Annotated in this window: 1 protein-coding gene; it reads right to left on the reverse strand. The window is 59.8% G+C overall.

From position 1 onward, the window contains the following. Positions 1-23: 23 nt before the first annotated feature. A partial coding sequence (locus BG61_RS43865) for a hypothetical protein (protein ID WP_206540648.1) occupies positions 24-343 on the reverse strand: 320 nt, incomplete at its 5' end.

The raw sequence follows: 343 nt of genomic DNA on the forward strand, positions 1-343 counted from the left end.
TTCAAGACGGGATGCGCTGACGCTTACTCGCGGTCCGCCGCGTCTACTTTTAGTTTGGCAATTTCAAGGTCTAACTTCTCTCGTTCTTGCGCGGCCTTTCGCAGTGTCCCGATATTGACCCAAAAACCTACGAGCGCCCCGATCGGCACCGCGACCAGTAGGATGACCGCCCAGGTATGTCGGCTCAGCTCGATCAGCGCGTCCATCGTCGCTCCGTCGTTTTCGTCCGGATTGAGAAGAGGCGCGGAGGTGGCGCACGACGACGGGCAGCGACGCGCGTCCCGCGGTTGTTGGCAGCATAGGTGAGCGCGAAACCCGGCGTTCACCATTTTCACCAGTGAAA

Source organism: Caballeronia glathei, assembly GCF_000698595.1.
GTDB lineage: Bacteria > Pseudomonadota > Gammaproteobacteria > Burkholderiales > Burkholderiaceae > Caballeronia > Caballeronia glathei.